Source organism: Psychrobacter sp. TB55-MNA-CIBAN-0194 (assembly GCF_040309505.1).
GTDB classification, from domain to species: Bacteria; Pseudomonadota; Gammaproteobacteria; order Pseudomonadales; family Moraxellaceae; genus Psychrobacter; species Psychrobacter fozii.
The window spans coordinates 1-261 of sequence record NZ_JBEOOW010000435.1 but is presented as its reverse complement, the minus strand read 5'-3'; the positions used below and the strand labels follow the sequence as shown (position 1 = coordinate 261).

At 70.1% G+C, this 261-nt stretch carries 1 pseudogene; it reads left to right on the top strand.

Annotated features, from left to right (window positions below):
• Positions 1-261: pseudogene (locus AAEY75_RS15775) on the top strand (hypothetical protein); the annotation flags it as partial.

Here is a 261-nt window from a genome sequence, read left to right as displayed (position 1 = left end):
GTCCACCTCGGCGCTGGCGGCCATCGGGCTGCTGGCCTCGAACGGGCGCGTGTCCTCCGGGCAGATCCTCTTCGACGGGGAGGACATCACGCATCCGTCGGCCAAGCGGCTGGAGGCTCTGCGCGGCTCGCAGATCGGCATGGTCCCGCAGGACCCCATGTCGAACCTCAACCCGGTGTGGACCATCGGCGCGCAGGTCCGCGAGACGCTCAAGGCCAATGACAAGCCGCACGGCGACGCCGACGTGGTCCGGGCTCTGGA